Origin of the sequence: Burkholderia pseudomultivorans (genome assembly GCF_001718415.1) — a bacterium.
Lineage (GTDB): Bacteria > Pseudomonadota > Gammaproteobacteria > Burkholderiales > Burkholderiaceae > Burkholderia > Burkholderia pseudomultivorans_A.
Genome location: NZ_CP013377.1, coordinates 2,251,192 through 2,269,864, shown reverse-complemented (window position 1 = coordinate 2,269,864; position 18,673 = coordinate 2,251,192). Strand labels below are relative to the sequence as shown.

The window sequence follows — 18,673 nt, the reverse complement described above, 5'->3', positions numbered from 1 at the left end:
GATGGTTGCAAGGTCACCCGACGCAAACGGGAGGGCGGCGCCCGACATGCCGCCGGTGTCCGTCACCGCCCCGGAGGCCGGACGCAGGCTGTTCGCGATCATGCGCACGCCCGACGAACCGCTGCTCGCGCAACTACGCGGGCTCGGCTGGGAGGTGTCGGTCGCGAAGACGGCCGGCGCCGCGCAGAACATGACGTCCGGCGTGGGCGTCGCCGCGGGGCTGGTCGATTTCACGGGGTTCACGTCGCGCGACTATCCGGCGCTGAAGGCCTGCCTGAGCCAGCCGGCGATCGGCTGGATCTCGATCGCGCAGGCCGGCGTGACGATCGGCCCGGCCGTGCGCGAGCTGATCCGCAGCTACTGCTTCGATTACGTGACGCTTCCGCTGCCCTACGAATGGATTTCGCACGTGCTGGGCCATGCGCGCGGGATGGCCGCGCTCGATCGCGTCGACGGCGCGGCGTACGCGGCGTCGATCGGCGAGCACGGCATGATCGGCAACTGCGAGGCGATGCAGCAGTTGTTCAGCACGATCCGCAAGGTCGCGAAGACCGACGCGAGCGTGTTCATCTCCGGCGAGTCGGGCACCGGCAAGGAACTGACGGCGCTCGCGATCCACGAGCGTTCCGGCCGCGGCAAGGGGCCGTTCGTCGCGATCAACTGCGGCGCGATTCCGCATCACCTGCTGCAGTCGGAGCTGTTCGGCTACGAGCGCGGCGCGTTCACCGGCGCGAACCAGCGGCGCGCGGGCCGCATCGAGTCGGCCAACGGCGGCACGCTGTTCCTCGACGAGATCGGCGACATGCCCGTCGAGAGCCAGGCGAGCCTGCTGCGCTTCCTGCAGGAAGGGAAGATCGAACGGCTCGGCGGCCACGAATCGATCGCGGTCGACGTGCGGATCATCTCGGCGACGCACGTCGATCTCGACGGCGCGGTCGAGGCCGGACGGTTCCGCGCGGACCTCTATCACCGGCTCTGCGTGCTGCGCATCCACGAGCCGCCGCTGCGCGCGCGCGGCAAGGACATCGACATCCTCGCGCACTACGTGCTGCAGAAGTACAAGGCCGACAGCGGCCGCAAGATCAGCGGCTTCACGTCGGCCGCGCTCGATGCGATGCGGCGCTACGAATGGCCCGGCAACGTGCGCGAGCTGATCAACCGCGTGCGGCGCGCGATCGTGATGGCCGAAAGCCGGCTGCTGACGCCGCACGATCTCGGCCTCGAGACGCCCGGCGAAACCGAGCCCGTCACGCTCGAGCAGGCGAGGGCGCTGGCCGAGCGCACCGCGATCGAGAATGCGCTGCTGCGCAACGATCACCGGATCAACAAGGCGGCCGCCGAACTCGGCATCTCGCGCGTGACGCTTTACCGGATGATGATCGAGCACGGGCTGAACGATCACGACACCCACCACGGCGATCACGGCGATCATGGCGACAACGGGGATAACGGCGGCGCGACGCCGGGCGACGCCGGGCACTGCCGGGTCGGCTGAGCGGCCGGCGCGGCGGCTCCCGGCGCATGTAAAGGACGTGAAACATTTCGCGTCGGCGAGCATGCGAATTCGTGCGGCAAAGGCGTGCGCAGGCGTTTCGCCGCAGCCGGCAAATATTCCCTGAATCGTGCGTCGGCCTTGCGTCGCAAGGCTTTGCCGCCGCGCGGCCGGCGCCGGCCGCGCGCCGCATGTATCAGATTCGCAACCACCCGCATCGCTTGCCCGCCGCGGCTGCCATTCGTTGCGGCCGAACCCTTGTGCGGCCGGGCGCGCGCGGGGCTGGCCCGCTCCTTGCAAATGAGGGCATGCGCAAGTCGACGACGTGGCGTCCGGCCGGTTTGGCACCGTCAGGCCAGGACGCAGTCCGCGGGGAGGCATGGCGGGACGGGGCGAAGCCGCTCCGTTCCCGCGGCACGGACCGTCGTCGGCGGGGCGTCGGGGCGCCGGCCTTGTCGGACCGGTTGCCGGAACAAGCAACAGACCGAAACGGGGTAGAAAAATGATCGATCGCCACACGCCGCGGCCGGCTGGCCGCGATCGCAGCGACCCGGGGCATCGCCGGTCGGCCGTGCAGGGTGCGGCCCGCCGGCATGCACCGGCTGGCCATCTGTCCGCATCGGGTACGAGGCGGATCCGGCGGATTGCCGGTCATCCGCGCCGGGGCGGCGCTTTTCCGATTGCAAGCCCGATCCGCAAGGGAATGTGCGTGCGGGCGCCGCTGCCGCGACGCCCGGTTTTCGTGTATTGAGGTCGCGCGTCGCCGCCGGCCGCGCGCGATGCCGCGTCAGCCGCCGTAGATGTCGAAGTCGAAGTACTTCGACGCGAGCCGCTTGTAGGTGCCGTCCTTGACCATGTCGTGGATCGCGCGGTCGATCTTCGCCTTCAGGTCGGTGTCTTCCTTGCGCAGGCCGATGCCCGCGCCGATGCCGAGAACCTTTTCATCGACGAGCTCGGGCCCGACGAACTGGTAGCCCGCGCCGCGCGGCGACTTCAGGAAGCCGATCGCGGCCTGTACCTCGTCCTGCAGCGCGGCGTCGAGACGGCCCGAGGTCAGGTCCGCATAGACGCCGTCCTGGTTCTGATACGACACGACGTTCGCGCCTTGCTTCGCCCAGTAGGCCTTCGCATACGCTTCCTGCGTCGTGCCCTGTTCGACGCCGATCGACTTGCCCTTCAGCGATTCGGGCGTCGGCAGCAAGGGCGAGCCTTTCTTCACGACGAGCCGCGTCGGCTGGTTGTAGATCCTGGTCGTGAAGCCGATCTGCTCCGCGCGCTGCGGCGTGATCGACATCGACGACAACACCGCGTCGAACTTCTTCGCCTTCAGCGCCGGAATCATCCCGTCGAAATCGTTCTCGAGCCACACGCACTTTGCCTGCAGGCGCGCGCAGATCTCGTTGCCGAGGTCGATGTCGAAACCGACCAGCTTGCCGTCGGGCGCTTTCGATTCGAACGGCGCGTAGCTGGCATCGGTGCCGAAGCGGATCGTGGTCCAGTCCTTCGCGACGGCTGGGCCTGCGGATACCGCGAGCAGGGCGATCGAAACGGCGGCAATCAGTCTCTTCATGGTGCGTTCCTTGGCGTGGTCCTTCCGGTTCTGGGCGACACGGTTTTCCGCGGACACGCATCGCATTCCGGCGCGCTGTCCGCACGGCCATTAACGCAGAAAATAAAATAACAGTCCAGAATGGACAAAAAATATCGATTTGTCGGATGCAATGGGCGGTAGGAGGGTGTCGACCCTTGCAAAAATACGAAAATGGACTAGTCTTGTTAGTAGATTCATTCTGAGACTAACCGTCATGTCGCAGCCCGCTTACGATCCGCATTCCGCCCCGCCGCAGGCCTCGGTCGCGCAGATGTCGGCAGCCGGCCTGCGCGCGTTTTTCAACATTGCGCGCGACTGGGCGCTGACCATCGACGAACAGATCGTGCTGCTCGGCTCGCCCGGCCGCTCGACGTTCTTCAAGTGGAAGGCCGCGCCCGAATCGGCGCGCCTGCCGCGCGATACGCTGGAGCGGCTGTCGCTGCTGCTCGGCATCTACAAGTCGCTGCAGATCCTGCTGCCGCAGCCCGCCGCGGCCGACGCGTGGGTCAAGCGGCCGAACGACGCGGCGCCGTTCGGCGGCAAGCGCGCGCTCGACCGGATGCTGGCCGGCAACGTCGGCGACCTGGTCGCCGTCCGGCAATACCTCGACGCCATGCGAGGTGGCTGGGCGTGACGAGTCCGACCGAAACGAAACACTGGCCCACGACCACGCTCGACTGGGCGCCTGCCTATCGTGTCATTCCCACCCGTTTTCCGGCGATCAACCTGTTCGACCGCGTGGCCTCGGCGGAGGATTTCGACGCGCTGTACGCGCTCGAATCGATGACCAACGACCGCATCCGCAACGAAGTCGGCACGCTCGACCTCGTGCCGGCGGCCGAGCGACGCTACGGGCTCGGCTGGGGGCCGATCATGGCCGCGTTCACGCACCTGAATCCGCAGGGCAGCCGGTTTTCCGACGGCAGCTACGGCGTGTTCTACTGTGCGCGCTCGCGCGACACGGCGATCGCCGAGACGCGCTATCACAGCGGGCTGTTCATGGCCGCGACGAAGGAGCCGCCGATGCGCCAGCAGATGCGGCTCTACACCGTGATCGCACACGGCGACGTGGCCGACGTGCGCAACTGGCCGCAGCGCGATCCGCGGCTGCTCGATCCGCTCGATTACGGCGCGGGGCAGGCGTTCGCCCGCACGGTGCGCAACGCGGGCGGCGCGGGAATCGTCTATCCGTCGGTGCGCGATGCGGGTGGCGAATGCCTGGCGGCGTTTCGCACGACGCTGCTGCGCGACTGTCATCACGCGGCCTATCTCGAATACAACTGGAACGGCTCGGCGATCGATGCGGTGTTCGAACTGAATCAGGTCGGTTGACGCCGCAAGTCTCTGCGCCGGGCGCCGGGGCGGGTGGTGCGTTGCCGGCGTGGCGCGTTCCCTGATCCTCGAAACCTGGCGTGTCGCCCGCATCGCGTTCGACACGCGGCGGGGCGTGCCCGATCCGATTCCGCCGCGCGACGCCGCAACGGCCGCCATGTCCGCCAGGGCCGCTAAGGCAGCGGCCAATCCCCCGCGCGGCGTTCGCGCGCTTCGGTCTGCGTCATCGACCACGTGCGTCCGGTGCGCGGCTCGACAACCGTGAGCCGGCCCGAAGGCGCGAACGCGCCGGTGTCGATGAACCACTGCGCGCCGATGCGCTGCGGCTCGCGCACCGGCGTGTGGCCGGTGCAGGTCAGCGACAGCCCGGCCTGCCAGCCGGGATCGGCGAGGCCCTGCACGAGATCGCGGCCCCAGATCAGCCGCTCGCGCACGTCGTGCGAATAGCTGCCGCTGTCGAGATCGGCGTCCGAGCCGAAGAATTCCGCGTGCAGCACGTTGAAGCGTGCGGCGCCGTCGCCGACCACACGCACGAGCGGCAGCGCATCGACGCGCGCCGCATGCGCATGCAGCCGTTCGGGCGGCAGGTCGGCGCCCCAGTCGCCGCCGATGCCGCGCCACGCGTCGGCCGGCAGCTTGCCGCGCGACACGAGGCTCAGCACCTCCTCGTGATTGCCGCGCACGACGTGGCACCACGGGCGGTCGAGGAGTTCGAGTGCGGTTTCGGAGTCGGGGCCGCGGTCGACGAGGTCGCCGACCGAGAACAGACGGTCGCGCGCCGCGTCGAACCGGACGTCGTGCAGCAGCGCGCGCAGCACGTCCACGCAGCCGTGCAGGTCGCCGACGACGAAGTCGCGGCCGGCCGGGTTCGCGGGATGGTGGCAGAGAAGGGCGGAGGCAGTCATCCCCTTATCTTAGGCGCTGATCTCCATCGCCACGTCACGCCGGAATGGCGATAATCGGGGCGACAACCCGGCGGGCCGGCGCGGCACGCGATGCCGCGCGCCGGCCCGATCCTTTCCATCCGCTTTCGGATTCGTATGATGACGCTCTATCCGCAGGTATTGCGCAACCGGCCGCGCATGGTCGCGGCGTTCGCCGCGGGCGTGCTGTGCGCGCTGCTGCTGCCGCTCCCGCTGCACTTGTCCGCCCGCGCGCTGATCGGCTGGGATTGCGCGATCTGGCTGTATCTGATCCTGATGTGGGTGCGCATGGTCACCGCGCATCATCACCAGGTGCGCGAGATCGCGATCCGCGAGGACGAGAACGCGACCACCGTGCTGACGGTCATCTGCCTCGCGACGGTCGCGAGCGTGGCCGCGATCGCGATCGAGCTGGCGACGGCGAAGGGCGTCGGCCTGCGCGTCGAACTGGCCCACTACGCGGTGACGGCCGCGACGCTGTTCGGCGCGTGGTTCCTGATCCCGACGATCTTCACGCTGCACTATGCGCGGCTCTACTACGGCTCGCCGAGCAACGACCGCGCGCTGCGGTTTCCCGACCGGAATCTCGAGCCCGACTACTGGGACTTCCTGTATTTCGCGTTCACGCTCGCGGTGGCGTCGCAGACGGCCGACGTGTCGCTCGCGAACCGCTCCGCGCGCCGCGCGGTGCTCGCGCAGTCGATCCTGTCGTTCTACTTCAACATGGCCGTGCTCGGGCTGTCGATCAACGTCGCGGCCGGCTTGCTGAGCTGACGCGCCTTCGGACGGGGCGAGCGCGGCGGCCCGCCCGCGTTCGCGCGCCGCGCATCACTTGAGCAGTTCATACGGGCCGCCGCGTTCGAGTGCGCGCCGGTAGGCCGGGCGCGCATGGATCGTGTCGAGAAAGCGCGCGATCGCGGGATGCCGGCCGGCGTCGCCGCGCGCGGTGCCGGCTTCGAGCGGAAAGCTCATCTGGATGTCGGCCGCGCTGAAGTCGTCGCCGACGAACCAGCCCGAGCGCTGCAGCGTGTTGTCGATGTAGCCGAGATGCAGCGCGATCTGCGGATCGACGAAGCCCGCCTGCAGCGTCGCGGCGATCTTGCGCGCGATCGGCCGCGCGAAGAACGGCATCGGCGCGTGCGCGATCCGCAGCGCGACGAGCTTGAGCAGCAGCGGCGGCATCGCCGAGCCTTCCGCGTAATGGAGCCAGTACCGGTAGTCGTGCCGCTCGGGCGTGCCGGGCGGCGGCGCGAGGCGCCCGTTGCCGTAGCGCTCGACCAGATACTCGACGATCGCGCCCGATTCGGCGTAGGTGCGGCCGTCGTCGGTGACGACCGGCGACTTGCCGAGCGGGTGGATCGCACGCAGCGCGGGCGGCGCGAGCATCGTCTTCGGATCGCGCTCGTAGCGGACGATCTCGTACGGCACTTCCAGTTCCTCGAGCAGCCAGAGTACGCGCTGCGAGCGCGAGTTGTTCAGGTGATGGACGGTGAGCATGTCGATCCCGGAAGAGGGGCGGGAACGACATCATACCGAGCGCGCGCGACGTGCGGCAGCGCGCGAGGGCGGGGCGGGCGCGTCGTTCGTCGCATTCGACTCCGGCGTCGTCGCCCCGCCCGCGACCGTTCGCACCGTCACGCGCGCCGCACGGCGATCCACGCGCCCCAGAACAGGCTCGCGAAAAAGCGCAGCGGCGCATCGAAGCCCGCGTCGCGCAGCAGGCCGAACACGACTTCTTCCGATGCGGGCGGATCGGCGCCCTGCAGGATCTTCGCGAGCTGCGCGCGCACGGCGTCGGGCGTCGCGCCCTTCATGCGCCAGCGCTGCTGCCATGCGTCGAGCAGGCGCGGGTGATCCGCGTAGCGGCGGTAGTTGCCTGCGATCACGAGCGGTGCGCCGGGCTTCACGCGCTGCGCGATCGCGTGCAGCAGCGCGGCCTTCGCCGCATCGCCGGGCACGTGATGCAGCACGCCGACCAGCGTCGCGCCGTCGAACGCGGGCGTGTCGGGCAAGGCGTCGACGCCCGCTTCGACGAACGTCGTGCGCGCGCCGAAACCGGCGGCTTCGACGTTCGCGCGCGCCAGCGCGAGCATCGGCGCGGACGGGTCGACGGCCGTGAACCGCCAGCCCGGCTCGAGCGCGGCCGGCACGCAGATTTCCTGGCCGGTGCCGCCGGCGCCGGCGACGAGTATCCGTGCGTCGGGGGCGCCGATCGCGGCCGCAAGCATGCACGCGGCGAGTTCATGGCAGGCGTCGTAGCCGGCGAGCGCGATGCGCGACTGTTCGGCGTATTCCTGCGCACGTGCGGGATCGAATTTGGCGGCGCTGGCGGGGAGCGACATCGATGGTTCCTCGAGTGGCGCGCGGACGGGGTGTCCGCACGCATTCCGCGCAGCGTAAGCGGGCGCGGCGCGGGCAACAAGGCGAGCCGTCATTCCGGTATGCGAACTACCCGGTTCGTCGCATGCGCGGTTTATGTGTCGCAGCGTGCGTGACGAAAGGGCCCCGTGCGGCGTGCGCGCGCACCGGACCACGCGATGATTCGCATCCGCCGCGTCGGCCGGGTTTCGCGGGGTCGATCCTCATTTAAAAATCTCCACGGCGATGCGTCACGCTCGCCAAAGCGGTGCATACTCGTTTCTCTCCCCCCGCCCGGCCGCCGCGTGCCGGGCTCCATTGCGCCGCGCCGACGGCGCGGCCAGGCCGCTCGGCACGCGCGAGGAGCGCATGATGTCCGATTGTCCGCACGATCCGTATGCGCAGCACTACATCCACTGCCTGCCGTTCGGCGCACAGCCTTGCGGCGCGCGCTGCGCGACGCCGCGCACGCACTTCCGCGTATGGGCGCCCGGCAGCGCGCAGGTCCAGCTCGAACTCGACACCGGCCACGGCCCGACATTGATCCCGATGACGGCCGCAGGCGCGGACTGGTTCGAGGTCTTTGCCGAATGCGGCGCGGGCGCGCGCTACCGCTACCGGCTGGACGACACCGTCTCGATTCCCGATCCCGCGTCGCGCTCGCAGCCCAAAGGGCTCAACGGCCCGAGCGAGGTCGTCGACCCGCGCGCGTTCACGTGGCGCAACACGTTCTGGCATGGCCGCCCGTGGGAAGACATCGCGCTCTATGCGATCCGGCCGCACGCGGTGGGCGGCTTCGACGGCGTGCGCCGGCGGCTGCCGCAGCTCGCGCGCCTCGGCGTCACGGCGCTGGAACTGCTCGCGTCGCCGCACGACAGCCTGCCGTTCGCGCCGCTCGCGGCCGAAGGCGGCCCGGACGCGCTGAAGGCGCTGATCGACGCCGCGCACGGCTTCGGGCTCGCGGTGCTGCTGGAACTCGACTACGCGCGCTTCGGCAGCGGCACCGACGCGCTGCGTCATTACGCGGCGCCGTTCTTCCATACGCGCGACGATCCGCTGCAGGCGCCGCCGCTCGCGCTCGATCATCCGGACGTCTGCGATTTCTTCTGCGACAACGCGCTGTACTGGATCGACGAATACCGCTGCGACGGGCTGCGGCTGCGCGAGGCCGACCGGATCGACGCGTCGTGGCTGCGCGAGATCGCCGACCGCGTGCGCGCGGCCGTGCCGGCGGACAGGCTGATCCATCTCGTGCTCGGCAGCGAGCGACATCCGGCGCATCTCGCCGATACGCATTTCGACGCGCAGTGGAACAGTTGCGGCGAACGCGCGCTGCACCGCCTGACGGGCGGCGACGCGCCGGGCCATGAAGGCATCTCGACGCACCAGTCGATCCACACGCTCGCGCGTGCGCTGACTGCGGCCGGCGCGGCGTTCCAGCCGGCCGCGCCGGGCGAAGGGATGGCCGCCGAAGGCGCGCTGCCGCTGACGTCGCTGGTGCTGTCGGACGGCGCATGGCGGCACGGCGTGCGGGAGCAGGAGGCCGGTCTTGCCGCGCTCGCGCTGTCGCTGCTCACGCCACAGATTCCGCTGGTCTTCGATGAAACCGCGCGCGACGCGGACCGTGCGCATTTCGTGCAGTCGGCGCTCGCGGTGCGCGCGAAGCTGATCTCGCCGCGGCTGTCCGACTGCCGGCCGCAGTCCGCGCATGCGCTGCGGGCGAGCGGTGCCGGCGATGCCGACGCGCTGCTCGCGTCATGGCGGCTCGCCGACGACGAAACGCTCAGCATCGCGCTGAACCTGTCGCCGGACAGCGTGCCGTTCGATGCGCCGGCCGGGCAGGTCGTGTTCGAGACGCCGGCCCGTGCGCGCGACCATGTCGATGCCGGCGCGTTGCCGCCGTACTCGCTCGTCGCATGGCTGACGGGCGACGTGAACCATTACGCGCTCACGCACGATGTCCGCCGCATCGACGGCGGCGCGTGGCGCGGCATGCGTCCCACGCCGCTTGCCTGAACCGTGCTGAATGGCCGGGTGCGCTCGCGCCCGGCCCTTACCAGAAGCTGCGTATGCCCGCGATTCCGTAGGCGTGGTGCCGGCGTGCATCGTCGAGATGCGCGGGCGTCATGCCGCCGAGCGCGTAGACGGGCATCGCGGCCTGCGCGGCCCATGCGCCGAATTGCGCCCAGCCGAGCGTCGGTGCGCCCGGGTGGCTGAGCGTCGGCAGGACCGGCGACAGCGTGACGAAATCCGCGCCGGCGCGCGCGGCCAGCTGCAGATCGTCGAGGGAGTGGCACGCGGCGGACAGCCAGCGGTCGGCCGGCAGCGGGCGTTGCGCGGTCGCGCGCAGCGCGGCGCCGTCGAGATGCCAGCCCGCGCCGTCGAGCTGCATCACGCCCTGCGCGTCGATCGGGCCGTTGAGCATCAGATGCGCGCCGGCCGCGTGGCAGGGCGCGAGCGCCTCCGCGGCGAGCCGCGCGAACGCCGCCGCATCGAACGATTTCACGCGCAGTTGCACGAGCGTCTCGCCGCGCGCGAGCACGGCCGACAGCCGCTCGACGAACGCGCGGCAGTCGGCCGCCGACGCGGACGCCGGTTCCGGCGTGATCACGCAGCGGCGCGGCAGCGTCGCGTTCATCGCGCGCGGCGATGCGAGGCCGTCATTCGTCGGCCTCCTTCGCGATCTTCGGATAGACGCGCACGAGCACGATGCGCGGCCCGTTCATCTTCTTCACGACCACGTCGAAGCGGTCGAACGACACGCGCTGGCCTTCGGACGGCAGGTCGTTCAGCGCCTGGATCACGAGGCCGCCGACCGACTCCGCGCGCCCTTCGTCGATGTCGATGCCGAGCGCCTGCTCGAGCGACACGACGGGCAGGCTGCCCTTGCCCATCAGCGTGCCGTCGTCGAGGCGGCTCCAGTCGGCGTCGCCCTGGCGGAACTCGTCGTGGATCTGGCCGACGAGCGCGCCGAGCAGGTTGTCGAGCGTCAGGAAGCCGATCGGCTTCTGGCCCTTGTCGCCGACCAGCGCGAAGTGCGGCGCGCCCTTGCGGAAGCGGCGGAACAGGTCGAGCGCGGGCGTATCGGGCTTTACGTACTGGACCGGGCGCACGTAGTCGGACAGATCGTCGAGCGCCGCGCCCGCGTGGCGAGCGAGCAGCAGGTCCTTCAGGTGGATCAGACCGCTGACCTGCTCGCGCGACGCATCCTCGAACAGCGGATAGCGGCTGAAGCGGTGCCGCGCGACGATGCCCATGTTGTCGGTCAGCGGCAGGTCGCGCCGCAGGCCGATCATTTCATGCGCGGGCCGCATCAGGTCCGACACCGTCATCGACGAGAAGTCGAGCGAATGCGCGAGCGTGTTCCATTCGTCGTTGCTGTAGGTGCCGCGTGCCGGCTGCGCGGTGTTGCCGGCCGTGCTGCGGCGGCTGCGCAGGATCAGCTTCAGCTCGTCGGTCGAGTAGTGCGCGTCGCCGCCGTGATCGGCCGACAGCCCCGCGAGCCGCAGCACCGCGTTGGCGCTGCTGTTGAGCAGCCAGATCGCCGGATACATGGCCCAGTAGAACGCATACAGCGGCAGCGCGACCCACAGGCCGACCTTCTCGGACTGGCGGATCGCCATCGATTTCGGCGCCAGTTCGCCGACGACGATATGCAGGAACGAGATCAGCGAGAACGCGAACACCAGCGAGATCAGGTGCACGATGCGCTCGGACTGCACGCCGATCAGGTCGAGCAGCGGACCGATCAACTGCGCGAACGCCGGTTCGCCGACCCAGCCGAGGCCGAGCGACGCGAGCGTGATGCCGAGCTGGCACGCGGACAGATACGCGTCGAGCCGGCCGTGCACGATGGCGAGAATGCGGCCGCGCAGTCCGTGCTTGCGGGCCAGTGTCTTGACGCGCGTCGCGCGCAGTTTGACGAGGCCGAATTCGGCCGCGACGAAGAAGCCGTTGAGGGCCACCAGGAACAACGCGCCGATGAGCGCGAAGATCTGTAACAAGGAATCGCTCCGGTTATGACAGGCCCATCAGTATAGAGCCTGAAAGGCAGGTGTAATGTGCTGGGTCGACCCGCCTGCTTACACCGGCGCCTCGCATCGGAGCGACAACGTGAGCGCGACCGCCGCGCCGTCGGCGAACGGCGCGTGCGTGAACGTGCCGCCGTGCGCCAGTGCGACGCGCTGGCAGAGCGCCAGCGCCCACGCGACGCGTTTCGCGTCGCGTTCGCGCAGCATCTCGTGGCGCGCGAACGGTTCGAGCACATGCGGCAGCGCCGGATCGACAAGCGCGCCGGCGCTCACGTCGCAGCCGACGCGCGCGGTGCACTGCGCGCCTTCGCGCGTGCAGGCGAGCGTCACGCGGCTGCCGGCGGCGCTGGCCTCGACGGCCGTCGCGAGCATCGTCCACAGCGCCTGCGCGACGCGTTCGCGGTCGGCGAACAGCGGCAGGGCATCATCGGGCAGCGTCGCGTCGAGCGCGACCTGTCGCGCGTCGGCGAGCGCGAAGCGAACGAGCGCGAGCGTATCGTCGACGAGCGGGCGCAGCGCGAACGGCTGCGGCGCGAGCGTCAGCGTGCGCGTCTGCGCGCGCGGCGCGTCGAGCACGTCGTCGATCAGTTTCACCTGCTGATCGATGCCGGTGCGAATGCCGGCCAGCGCACGCTGCAGGTTCGGATCGGCGTTCGCGAGCTGGCGCTCGAGCACGTATGCCCAGCTGTGCATCGCGTTGAGCGGGCTGCGCAGGTCGTGCGACGCGGTGGACAGCGCCTGGTCGCGCAGGAACAGCGCCGTTTGCGCGGCGTAATGCGCTGCGCGTTCGCGCAGCAGGTCGGCGGCGGGATCGACTGAAGTGGACGTCACGGAGCAGGCCTGTCGGAAGCGGTTGGCGGGGAAAACCCGCGAACCGCCATTATAGGGACAGCGCGCCTCATGCCGGCAGCGCGTCCTCGTCCTTTTTCCGGGCCTCGCCGTTCGGCAGAAGCTGGCACGCGAGCAGGCCGGCCAGCATCAGCGCGCAGCCGACCAGCGAGCGCGTCGTCAGCGTTTCGCCGAGCGCGGCCCAGCCCGCGATCGCGGCGAACACGCCTTCCATGCTGAAGATCACGGCCGCATGCGCGGGCGCCGCGTGGCGCTGCGCGACGACCTGCAGCGTATAGGCGACGCCGACCGACAGCAGCCCGCCGTACAGCAGCGTCGGCAGCGCGCCGCGCAGCATCGCGACGCTGATCGGCTCGACCGCGAGCCCGATCGCGAGGCACGCCGCGCCGCATACGACGAACTGCATGAACGCGAGCACGAGCGGATCGTGGCGTTTGGCGAGATGGCCGACCGCCATCACGTGCCCGGCGATGATGATCGCGCCCGCGAGCTGGAACCAGTCGCCGTAGAGCACCGAGAAATGTTCGTCGATGCTGAGGAAATACAGGCCGGTCGCCGCGAGCAGCGCGCCGAACCACGTGCCGGCGCCGATCCGGTGGCGCGCGAACATGCCCATCAGCGGCACGATCACGACATACAGCGAGCTGATGAAGCCCGCGTTCGCGATCCGCGTGTACTGCAGGCCGATCTGCTGCAGTGAGATCGACACCGCGAGCAGCCCGCCGAGCGCGAGGCCCGGCAGCAGCAGCGCCGGGTCGCGGCGGATTGCCGCGAGCTGCGCGCGCGCCGCCGCGTTGTAGTTCAGCAGCGGGATCAGCACGAGCGCGCCGAGCAGGAAGCGCAGTCCCGTAAACAGGAACGGCCCGATCACGTCGAGGCTCAGTCGCTGCGCGACGAAGGCCGAGCCCCAGATCGCGGCGGCGGCGAGCATCAGCAGGTTGGCGCGGAGGTGCTGGCGGGCTTCGGGCTTCATCAAGATTTGTCAGGAGATTGGACGCGGCGTAATCCGCTAGTTTACGCCGAGATTGCAAGGCTGTCGGCAAACCTTCGCAGCGCGGCGGCCGCGCGCGCGTCGCGTACGCGCGAATAGAGCACGACCTGCGAGCGCGGCAACGGCGGCAGGCCGAACTTCGCGCCGACGTCGACCAGCGTGCGCGGCGCGACGCGCCGGGCCAGCGGGCACACGGCGAGGCCTGCGGCGGCGGCCGCCGCGACTGCCGCGACGCCGCCGCCGATGAAATGTTCGCGCCACGGCCGCCCGGCGTGGTCAAGCGCGCGCAACGCGGCGGCGCGCACGCCGCACGGGCCGGCCAGCACCGCGAGCGGCAGCGGCTCGCCCGCGCGCGGCGTCCAGTCGGGCGCGGCGAGCCACGCGAGCGGTTCGGTAAACAGCAGCGTGCCGTCTTCGCGCGGCGGATCCTCGCCCGGTTCGTGCCGCACGATCGCCGCGTCGAGCCGGCGCTCGTCGTACTGCGCGAGCAGGTTCGTCGACGTCCCGAGGTGCATTTCGAGCGACAACCCCGGATCCCGCCGATGCAGGCTCGTCAGCACGGCCGGCAGGTCCGGCACCGCGACATGCTCGCTGACGCCGAGCGACAGCCGGTGCGTGCCGGCCGCGATCGCGCCGAGCGCGCGATCGTGCGCATCGAGCAGCGCGCGAGCGGCCGGCAGGAAGTTTTCGCCGTCGGCCGCCAGCTTGACGACGCGCGGCGTGCGCGCGAGCAGCGGCTTGCCGAGATGGGCTTCGAGCCGTTTCAGCTTCAGGCTCACCGCCGATTGCGTGGTGCCGAGCGCGTCGGCGGCGCGCGTGAAGCTGGCGAGATCGGCGACCAGCACGAAGGCCCGCACCGCATCGAGGTCGAGAACTTTCATTTCAAATTGAAATGGATGAAATATCCGATGATGACTGTTCATTATAGTTCGGCGCGCCTAACCTGACGTGGCAGTCCGATTTTTCGATTCCGACTTCACCGACAGGAGCAAGACCATGCCATTCACCCGTATCGCCCTGCGCGAAGGCAAGCCCGCCGCCTATCGCGCGGCCCTCGTCGATGGCGTGCATCGCGCGCTGATGCACACGTTCAACGTGCCGGAGGACGACATCTTCATGATCGTCACCGAGCATGCGGCCGAGAACTTCGTGTTCGGCCGCCACTACCTCGATATCGAGCGCAGCGACGATCTGGTGATGATCCAGATCACCGCGAACAACACGCGCACGCTCGAACAGAAGCAGGCGCTGTACCGGACGATTACGGAACATCTCGCGAAGCAGCCGGGCGTGCGGCCGCAGGACGTATTCATCAGTCTGGTCGAGGTGCTGAAGGAGGACTGGTCGTTCGGCAACGGCATCGCGCAATACGTGGTTTGATGCAGCACAGCGTGCGGGGCCAGATCGCTACCCGCACGCTTTCGGGCCGTGTACCATGAACGCTGCTTCACGGGCGACGCCGGTGCGGAGGATGCGCCGGCGATCCTTCATGCAGGAGCCTTCATGTCGCGTGTGCTGGAAGTCGTGTTGTGCCTGTCGCAGGACGGATGGCCGGTCAAGGCCTCGAATCGTACGCGCGCCGCGCCGCGCGACTTCGGCGCCGAGCTGGTGCGGGCATGGCGGATCTGTCCGCAGGTGCGAATGCGCCGCGGGCACGAGCGCGTCACGATCGAGCCGTGTCAGGTCGTCGAGGCCGAGCCGAGTCCCGGCGCGAGCTGGTGGACGTGGATCGAGTCGCATGCGCACGAACGGCGCGTCGTCGCGTCGCGCACGCAGGCGTTCGCGCCGGGCGTCACGCAGCGCGAACTGTTCGATGCGGCGCATGCGGGAATCGTCGTGTCGGCGCTCGGCGCCGGGCACGGGGCGGCGGCGGTCGACGGGACGGATTCGCCGCCCGCGGCCGGCGGCGACGCGAAGCCCGTCGCGAAATCTGAAACGAAGTCGGCGGCCAGGTCGGCCGCGAAGGCCGCGGTCGATGCGTCGGCCGGGGCCGGAGCCGGGAGCGGCGACGGCGCGCAGCCCGGCGGCGGATCGCGCGGCCGGCCCGAAGCTGCCGCCGCGTCGGCAGCCACCGACGCACCCGTTGCGCCGCAGCCGGCTGCCGCGCCGGCGGGCCGCTGGCTCGTCAGCGAGCGGCGGCGCGGGCGCTGGGCCGACGACAGCGGCGTGGTGGTCGAGATGACGCTCGACGACATCGCGCTGCACGACGGCGATGCGCCGCCGCGCCGCTACGTCGAGCTGCGTCTCGCGGCGCCCGACTGGGAGACCGTCGAAGCGCGCAGCGCCGCGCTGCGCGCGCTGTTCGCCGCCGCGCGCGAACTGAGCGGCGCGTGGCCCGCGTTCGTGCAATTGACCAGCGCGATCGACCGCGCGTGCGCGGGCGAGTTCGCGACGGCCGCGCCGGTCAAGGCGCAACTCGTCGACCTGGCCGGCATCCGCTCGCAGCGCGCCGCGCTGTTCGCGCTGTCCGGCGACATCGCCGCGCAGTGGCTCGGCAACGAGGGCGGCGTGCTCGATCGCGACGATCCCGAATTCGTGCATCAGATGCGCGTCGCGCTGCGCCGCCTGCGCACGCTGATGCGCTTTTTCCCGCGCTTCGCCGACCGGCAGTGGCAGGACACGTTCGGCACCGACCTGCGCTGGCTGGCCGCGCTGCTCGGCACGGTGCGCGACTGGGACGTGTTCTCGACCGAAATCCTGCCCGCGCTGATCGCGGCCGACGGCGGCGGCGCCGACTGGGCCGGCACGCTCGACGCCGCACGCGCGCAGAGCGCGGCCACGCGCGTCGAGCTGCGGCAGGCGCTGCATTCGGCGCGCTATGCGCGGCTGACGCTCGGCTGGCTCGAATGGCTGAGCACGCTCGCGCTGCCGCCCGCCGCGAACGACGATGCGCCGTCGCTGCGCCGTCATGCCGCGAAGCGCGTGCGGCGGCTGTTCGGCCACCTGTACGCCTCGCCGTCGCTCACGTCGCTCGATACGGCCGCGCGGCATCAGGTGCGGATCGATGCGAAGCGGCTGCGCTACGCGCTCGAATTCTTCGCGTCGCTCGCGTCGCGCCGCACGCGCACCGAGACGGTCAAGACGCTCGCGCGCGTGCAGAGCGTGCTGGGCGAGGCGAACGACGCGATCGTCGCGCTGCATCACCTCGAACAGCTCGCGGCGCCGCCGTACCAGATCGGCTTCGTGCGCGGCTACGGCGCGGCGCTCGAGCAGCGCGCGGCGCGCGACGCCGAGGCGCTGCTCGCCAGCCTGCGGCCGCCGAAGCTCGACGGCAAGGCGCGCTGAGCAGCACGGCGCGCGCCGCGCGGATGCCGTGCCTATAATGGCCGCCCGTTCCTTTCGAGCCGACCGATGAGCGATACGCCGCCTTCCTCTTCTCCTGCCGAACCGCTCGAACTGGGCGGCGAGCTGTGGCTGCGCGCGGGCGAGCAGACGCTCGGCGGCGCGACGCGCATCGCGCTGCTCGCGGCGATCGGCGACACCGGTTCGATCACGCGCGCGGCCAAGGCCGTGGGCCTGAGCTACAAGGCCGCTTGGGATGCGATCGACACGATGAACAATCTTGCCGGCGAGCCGCTCGTGGTGCGTTCCACGGGCGGCAAGGGCGGCGGCGGCACGACGCTGACGCCGCGCGCGACGTCGCTGATCGCCGCGTTTCGCACGATCGAGCGCGAGCATCGCCGCTTCATCGCGGCCGCGAGCGCGGCGGTGGCCGGATTCGACGTCGACTGGGCGCTGATCGGCCGGATCGGCATGAAGACCAGCGCGCGCAACCAGTGGTTCGGCAAGGTCGACGCGATCGTGCGCGGCACGGTCAACGACGAGGTGACGCTGGGCTTGCCCGGCGGCCAGGCGATCGTCGCGGTGCTGACGCACGAGAGCGCCGACGGGCTCGGCCTGCAGGTCGGCGCGCCCGCGTGTGCGCTCGTCAAGGCGTCGTGGATCGTGCTGGCGATCGACGACGGCGGCCCGGAACCGAAGGTGTCCGCGCGCAACCGGCTGCGCGGGACGGTCGAATCGATCGAGGCAGGGGCCGTGAACAGCGAGGTGACGCTCGCGCTCGACGGCGGCGGAACGCTGGCGGCCGTCGTCACGAACGACAGCGTCGATGTGCTGCCGCTCGTCGTGGGCCAGCGGGCGATTGCGTTGTTCAAGGCGTCGAGCGTGATTCTCGCGGTGACCGGCTGACGCGATTTGCGAGCCGGCGTGCGGGCGTGCCGCTGACGGCCGGATGGCGGGCTGACGCGGCAAAACCGCATCGACCCGGCTCCGGCTTCGTTTTCAGTCGATGCCGCTCGAGGCGGCGTCTCTCAGGTTCCCGGCCGCGCAGCGCGACGACCGCGGCATTGCCGGTCGATCACGCGACGCGCGTCGGCCACTCGGTGTGCGGCGTCGCCGCCTGCACGCGCCCGTCGTTCAGTTGCACGACCTGATCGCCGAATGCGGCGACGTCGTCGGGATCGTGCGAGATCAGCACCATCGGAATGTCGAGCCGCGCCTGCAGCTCGGCGAGTTCGTGGCGCATCCGCTGACGCATCGCGCCGTCGAGCGCCGCGAACGGTTCGTCGAGCAGCAGCATGCGCGGCTGCGCGACCAGCGCGCGCGCGAGCGCGACGCGCTGCTTCTGTCCGCCCGACAATTGCGACGGATACTGTCCGGCGAGCGCTTCGAGTTCGAACGCCCGCAGCCAGTACGCGACTTCGGGCGGCAGCGTCTTCGCGCGCGGATTGCGCAGGCCCGACGTGAGCCCGAACGCGATGTTCTGGCGCACGTTCAGGTGCGGGAACAGCGCGTAGTCCTGGAACAGATACGCGACGCGGCGTGCGCGGGTCGGCACGTCGATGCCGCGCGCCGCATCGAACAGCGGCTCGCCGTTCAGCATGATCGCCCCCTCGTCCGGTGCGAGCAGCCCGGCGATCGCCTGCAGCGTCATGCTCTTGCCCGCGCCGGACGGCCCGAACAGCACGACGCGCTGCGTCGTCGCGGTGAACGACACGTCGAGCGTGAAGCGGCGCTCGGCGGTCGCGTAGGTCTTGCGGACGTCGACGACGAGGCTCACGCGGGCCTCCTGTGCGCCGGTCCGCGCATGCCGGCAACGGGCGTCGC

General features: G+C 70.3%; 18 protein-coding genes. 8 read left to right on the top strand and 10 right to left on the bottom strand.

From position 1 onward, the window contains the following. Position 1: 1 nt before the first annotated feature. Positions 2-1,495 carry a sigma-54 dependent transcriptional regulator gene (locus WS57_RS09725; protein ID WP_009689108.1) on the top strand — a complete coding sequence of 498 codons (1,494 nt, stop codon included), beginning with the start codon at positions 2-4 and terminating at the stop codon, positions 1,493-1,495. A 784-nt stretch (positions 1,496-2,279) separates the two neighbouring features. On the opposite strand, the gene WS57_RS09720 is transcribed toward WS57_RS09725, so the two are convergent. Continuing rightward, positions 2,280-3,062 carry an ABC transporter substrate-binding protein gene (locus tag WS57_RS09720; RefSeq protein WP_040131851.1) on the bottom strand — a complete coding sequence of 261 codons (783 nt, stop codon included), beginning with the start codon at positions 3,060-3,062 and terminating at the stop codon, positions 2,280-2,282. 235 nt (positions 3,063-3,297) lie between these two features. Between WS57_RS09720 and WS57_RS09715 the strand changes: the two genes are divergently transcribed. Continuing rightward, a complete protein-coding gene (locus WS57_RS09715) occupies positions 3,298-3,717 on the top strand; it encodes an MbcA/ParS/Xre antitoxin family protein (RefSeq protein ID WP_009693578.1) in 420 nt (139 codons plus the stop codon). Then, positions 3,714-4,415, top strand: coding sequence for an RES family NAD+ phosphorylase (locus WS57_RS09710; RefSeq protein ID WP_059518999.1), 702 nt, complete (start codon positions 3,714-3,716; stop codon positions 4,413-4,415). The genes WS57_RS09715 and WS57_RS09710 overlap by 4 nt, the downstream gene beginning before the upstream one ends. 173 nt (positions 4,416-4,588) lie before the next feature. Here WS57_RS09710 and WS57_RS09705 read toward each other — a convergent pair whose 3' ends face one another. Further along, positions 4,589-5,320, bottom strand: a complete 732-nt coding sequence (locus WS57_RS09705) for a metallophosphoesterase (protein ID WP_059518997.1) — start codon at positions 5,318-5,320, stop codon at positions 4,589-4,591. Positions 5,321-5,458: 138 nt separating this feature from the next. Here WS57_RS09705 and WS57_RS09700 point away from each other — a divergent pair, with 138 nt between their 5' ends. Next, the gene (locus tag WS57_RS09700; protein WP_009693582.1) at positions 5,459-6,112 is read left to right on the top strand and encodes a DUF1345 domain-containing protein; all 654 of its coding nucleotides are present in this window, start codon (positions 5,459-5,461) and stop codon (positions 6,110-6,112) included. Positions 6,113-6,166: 54 nt separating this feature from the next. Here the strand turns inward: WS57_RS09700 and WS57_RS09695 are convergent, their stop codons facing one another. Together WS57_RS09695 and WS57_RS09690 are read right to left on the bottom strand one after the other, a co-directional pair. After that, on the bottom strand, positions 6,167-6,835 hold the full coding sequence (locus WS57_RS09695) for a glutathione S-transferase (RefSeq protein WP_009693583.1): 669 nt from the start codon (positions 6,833-6,835) through the stop codon (positions 6,167-6,169). Between the two features lie 137 nt (positions 6,836-6,972). Further along, the gene (locus WS57_RS09690; RefSeq protein WP_059518995.1) at positions 6,973-7,680 is read right to left on the bottom strand and encodes a class I SAM-dependent methyltransferase; all 708 of its coding nucleotides are present in this window, start codon (positions 7,678-7,680) and stop codon (positions 6,973-6,975) included. Between the two features lie 388 nt (positions 7,681-8,068). Between WS57_RS09690 and WS57_RS09685 the strand changes: the two genes are divergently transcribed. Next, complete coding sequence (locus tag WS57_RS09685; protein ID WP_069244365.1) at positions 8,069-9,712, top strand: DUF3459 domain-containing protein; 1,644 nt, start codon at positions 8,069-8,071, stop codon at positions 9,710-9,712. 37 nt (positions 9,713-9,749) lie between these two features. Here the strand turns inward: WS57_RS09685 and WS57_RS09680 are convergent, their stop codons facing one another. The 5 genes from WS57_RS09680 to WS57_RS09660 all read right to left on the bottom strand — a co-directional run bounded on the left by WS57_RS09680 (position 9,750) and on the right by WS57_RS09660 (position 14,448). Continuing rightward, complete coding sequence (locus WS57_RS09680) at positions 9,750-10,334, bottom strand: thiamine phosphate synthase (RefSeq protein WP_069244120.1); 585 nt, start codon at positions 10,332-10,334, stop codon at positions 9,750-9,752. Positions 10,335-10,356: 22 nt separating this feature from the next. Continuing rightward, positions 10,357-11,700: a hemolysin family protein gene (locus tag WS57_RS09675; RefSeq protein ID WP_069244119.1), complete on the bottom strand. Its 1,344-nt coding sequence runs from the start codon at positions 11,698-11,700 to the stop codon at positions 10,357-10,359. Between the two features lie 78 nt (positions 11,701-11,778). Further along, complete coding sequence (locus tag WS57_RS09670) at positions 11,779-12,558, bottom strand: sensor histidine kinase (protein WP_040130238.1); 780 nt, start codon at positions 12,556-12,558, stop codon at positions 11,779-11,781. Between the two features lie 67 nt (positions 12,559-12,625). Then, complete coding sequence (locus WS57_RS09665; RefSeq protein ID WP_069244118.1) at positions 12,626-13,549, bottom strand: DMT family transporter; 924 nt, start codon at positions 13,547-13,549, stop codon at positions 12,626-12,628. Positions 13,550-13,590: 41 nt separating this feature from the next. Next, positions 13,591-14,448 carry a LysR family transcriptional regulator gene (locus tag WS57_RS09660; RefSeq protein ID WP_069244117.1) on the bottom strand — a complete coding sequence of 286 codons (858 nt, stop codon included), beginning with the start codon at positions 14,446-14,448 and terminating at the stop codon, positions 13,591-13,593. A 115-nt stretch (positions 14,449-14,563) separates the two neighbouring features. Between WS57_RS09660 and WS57_RS09655 the strand changes: the two genes are divergently transcribed. The 3 genes from WS57_RS09655 (at position 14,564) to WS57_RS09645 (ending at position 17,755) form a co-directional block, all read left to right on the top strand. Further along, positions 14,564-14,947 (top strand): tautomerase family protein, encoded by a 384-nt coding sequence (locus WS57_RS09655; protein WP_059518989.1) that lies wholly within the window; start codon positions 14,564-14,566, stop codon positions 14,945-14,947. 123 nt (positions 14,948-15,070) lie between these two features. After that, positions 15,071-16,852, top strand: coding sequence for a CHAD domain-containing protein (locus tag WS57_RS09650; protein ID WP_069244364.1), 1,782 nt, complete (start codon positions 15,071-15,073; stop codon positions 16,850-16,852). Positions 16,853-16,918: 66 nt separating this feature from the next. Further along, a complete protein-coding gene (locus tag WS57_RS09645; RefSeq protein WP_009693192.1) occupies positions 16,919-17,755 on the top strand; it encodes a TOBE domain-containing protein in 837 nt (278 codons plus the stop codon). Positions 17,756-17,924: 169 nt separating this feature from the next. Here the strand turns inward: WS57_RS09645 and WS57_RS09640 are convergent, their stop codons facing one another. After that, entirely contained in the window at positions 17,925-18,626 is a 702-nt protein-coding gene (locus WS57_RS09640; protein ID WP_059601146.1) for a sulfate/molybdate ABC transporter ATP-binding protein, read from the bottom strand. Positions 18,627-18,673 lie beyond the last annotated feature (47 nt).